The sequence below is a fragment of the Wolbachia endosymbiont of Pentalonia nigronervosa genome (assembly GCF_014534705.1).
Lineage (GTDB): Bacteria > Pseudomonadota > Alphaproteobacteria > Rickettsiales > Anaplasmataceae > Wolbachia.
In genome coordinates this window covers 1-2,449 of the sequence record NZ_JACVWV010000120.1, presented here as the reverse complement: position 1 = coordinate 2,449, position 2,449 = coordinate 1, and the positions used below count along the sequence as shown (strand labels likewise).

Annotated in this window: 4 protein-coding genes and 1 pseudogene; all 5 read left to right on the top strand. The window is 38.4% G+C overall.

Annotation, left to right across the window (positions count from 1 at the left end; genetic code table 11):
• Nucleotides 1-902: pseudogene (locus tag IC220_RS07055) on the top strand (terminase gpA endonuclease subunit); the annotation flags it as partial.
• A 4-nt stretch (nt 903-906) separates the two neighbouring features.
• Nucleotides 907-1,140: a gpW family head-tail joining protein gene (locus IC220_RS07050; protein ID WP_188153626.1), complete on the top strand. Its 234-nt coding sequence runs from the start codon at nt 907-909 to the stop codon at nt 1,138-1,140.
• 40 nt (nt 1,141-1,180) lie between these two features.
• Nucleotides 1,181-1,438 (top strand): hypothetical protein, encoded by a 258-nt coding sequence (locus tag IC220_RS07045; protein WP_188153735.1) that lies wholly within the window; start codon nt 1,181-1,183, stop codon nt 1,436-1,438.
• On the top strand, nt 1,435-1,701 hold the full coding sequence (locus IC220_RS07040) for a type II toxin-antitoxin system RelE family toxin (protein WP_188153734.1): 267 nt from the start codon (nt 1,435-1,437) through the stop codon (nt 1,699-1,701). The genes IC220_RS07045 and IC220_RS07040 overlap by 4 nt, the downstream gene beginning before the upstream one ends.
• 41 nt (nt 1,702-1,742) lie before the next feature.
• A partial coding sequence (locus IC220_RS07035) for a phage portal protein (RefSeq protein ID WP_188153733.1) occupies nt 1,743-2,449 on the top strand: 707 nt, incomplete at its 3' end.

Here is a 2,449-nt window from a genome sequence, read left to right as displayed (position 1 = left end):
TGGTATAGTTGGAGTCAAGCAGTGGAGGATTTTCAGCACGCAAAAGAAAATGAGCAATTACTGAAGGTTTGGATTAATACTACGCTTGGAGAGACCTGGGTTGATAAAGGAGAAGTACCAGACTGGCGTCATTTATTTGAACGCAGGGAATCCTATACTATTGGCACAGTACCAAAAGGAGAAGTAGTCCTTACTGCAGGTGTTGATGTTCAGAAAGACAGAATAGAAGTAGAGGTTGTAGCTTGGGGAAGAAATCGTGAAAGCTGGTCAATAGATTATCAGGTATTTGAAGGAGACCCTGGAAAAGAATTTGTATGGAACAAACTTTCAGAGTTACTGAATCATCATTTTCTTGGTTCAGGTGGTCTTGAATATACAATTAGCATGATGGCAGTAGATGCAGGATACGCAACGCAGGAAGTATACAATTGGGTGAGAAGCCAGCAGAGCTCTGGTAAAGTAATGGCAGTAAAGGGAGTGAACAAAGCCCTAGTACCACTTAATAGCCCAAGTAGAGTTAGTGGCAGGTAAAAAGCTCTACAGAGGCATGAAACTCTGGCCAGTTGGGGTGTCAATTTTAAAGTCCGAGTTATTTCAGTTGCTAAATGTGTTACGAGACGGTGAAAAAGTTCCAGCAGGGTATTGCCATTTTCCAGAGTATGCACCTGAGTATTTCAAACAACTGACAGCAGAACAATTAATTACCAAAGTAGTGAACCAAGCAGGAGTGGCAGAAGATAAGAGACCGTAATGAAGCACTTGATTGCCGAATTTACGCCAGAGCAGCTTCTATAGCTTTAGGTATCGACCGCTGGCAAGATGATAAGTGGAGTAGTTTATGCAATAAAGCTGAAGGTAAGAAGTCAGCAAAGGTGAGAAAAAGCAAATGGATGGGCGAGTAAAAAAATGTACACCGAAGAATTTTTAGCACAAGTTGAACGAGCAATTCAGGAACTGCAAAACGGCAGAAGGGTGGTATCAATTGCTTACGGTGATCATGTGGTGAGGTATGCAGAGGTGCAAATAAATGATCTACTGAGTTTGAGGCAAAGGATTAAAGCTGAATTGAAAGCAGCAGGTCAAAAACCTAAACGAAAGATAGTGTTTTCGACGAGTAAAGGGATTGACAAAATTATATAAAAATGTTATATTCTATAGTTAGTATTCTTGGTTAATTAGTATGGCTCAAGTTCAGAAAAAACTCAATATTAATGTAAGTTTCGAGGGTGAATTTGCTCAGTATCTTACAGAGGTTGCACAAGCATGGAATAAAACTATACCAGAAGTTTTAGTGTGTCTTGTGAAAGAAGAATTTGAGGCAGAGAAGGAGATGGCTGAAATTATAAAAGAGCGTGATATGCCAGAGGCAAAGACGGTCAGAAATGAGGATATTGACTGGGATAAAATATTATCTGCAAAGACAATTAAAGATGAGTGAAATATAATATTATCTATTCAGAAAAGGTTCTTGAGAGGGATTTCTTTACTTTACCACCAACAATAAGATCAAGAATTAGAAGAGCTATAGACGAGCGGCTTACAATTGATCCTATTAATCTTGGTAAACCATTAAGTGGTAGATTAGTAGGAAGCAAAAGACTAAGGGTGGGCAGTTATAGAATAATTTACAAAATAGATAAACAAAAACATACAGTAACTATCACAGAAGTAGGACACAGAGATAGCATCTACAAAAAATAAGTACGATTAAATTCCAATATTTATTGCATATAAGAGGCAAAATGCTCTTAAAATCATTCAAACAACTATTCAAAAAACCAAAGATTAAAAGTTCAGCATGGGATGCATCAGGTTCAGGAAGAAGGGTAATGTGCTGGCAGCCAGAAAGGAGTGGAATAAATAGTTTACTTGCTCATAGCATTGAAACCTTACGCAGTCGCTCTCGTGACATGGTAAGAAAAAATCCATATGCAGCAAATATAATCGACACTATAGTTGCAAATTGTGTTGGCACGGGAATCAAGCCGCAATCAAAAGCAAAAGATCCAGAGTTTAGAAAAAAAGTTCAAGAATTGTGGCTCAAGTGGACAGATGAAGCAGATAGCTGTGGAGCAAGTGATTTTTATGGACTGCAATCCCTTGTATGTAGGAGTATGATTGAAGGTGGAGAGTGTTTTGTACGGTTGAGGAATCGTAAACCTGAAGATGGATTTTCTGTACCATTGCAGCTACAAGTACTGGAATCAGAGCATTTAGATAATAAGAGCAATCAAACACTTGCAAATGGCAATATTATTCGTAGTGGTATTGAATTTAACCGACTTGGGCAAAAAGAAGCATATTACCTATTCAGAGAGCATCCAGGAGAAGGATCATTTGGAGAATCTGTTAGAGTACCAGCAAGTGATGTACTTCATATCTATAAACCGCTGAGACCTGGGCAAATTAGAGGAGAACCATGGCTTTCAAATGTACTTTTAAAACTCTA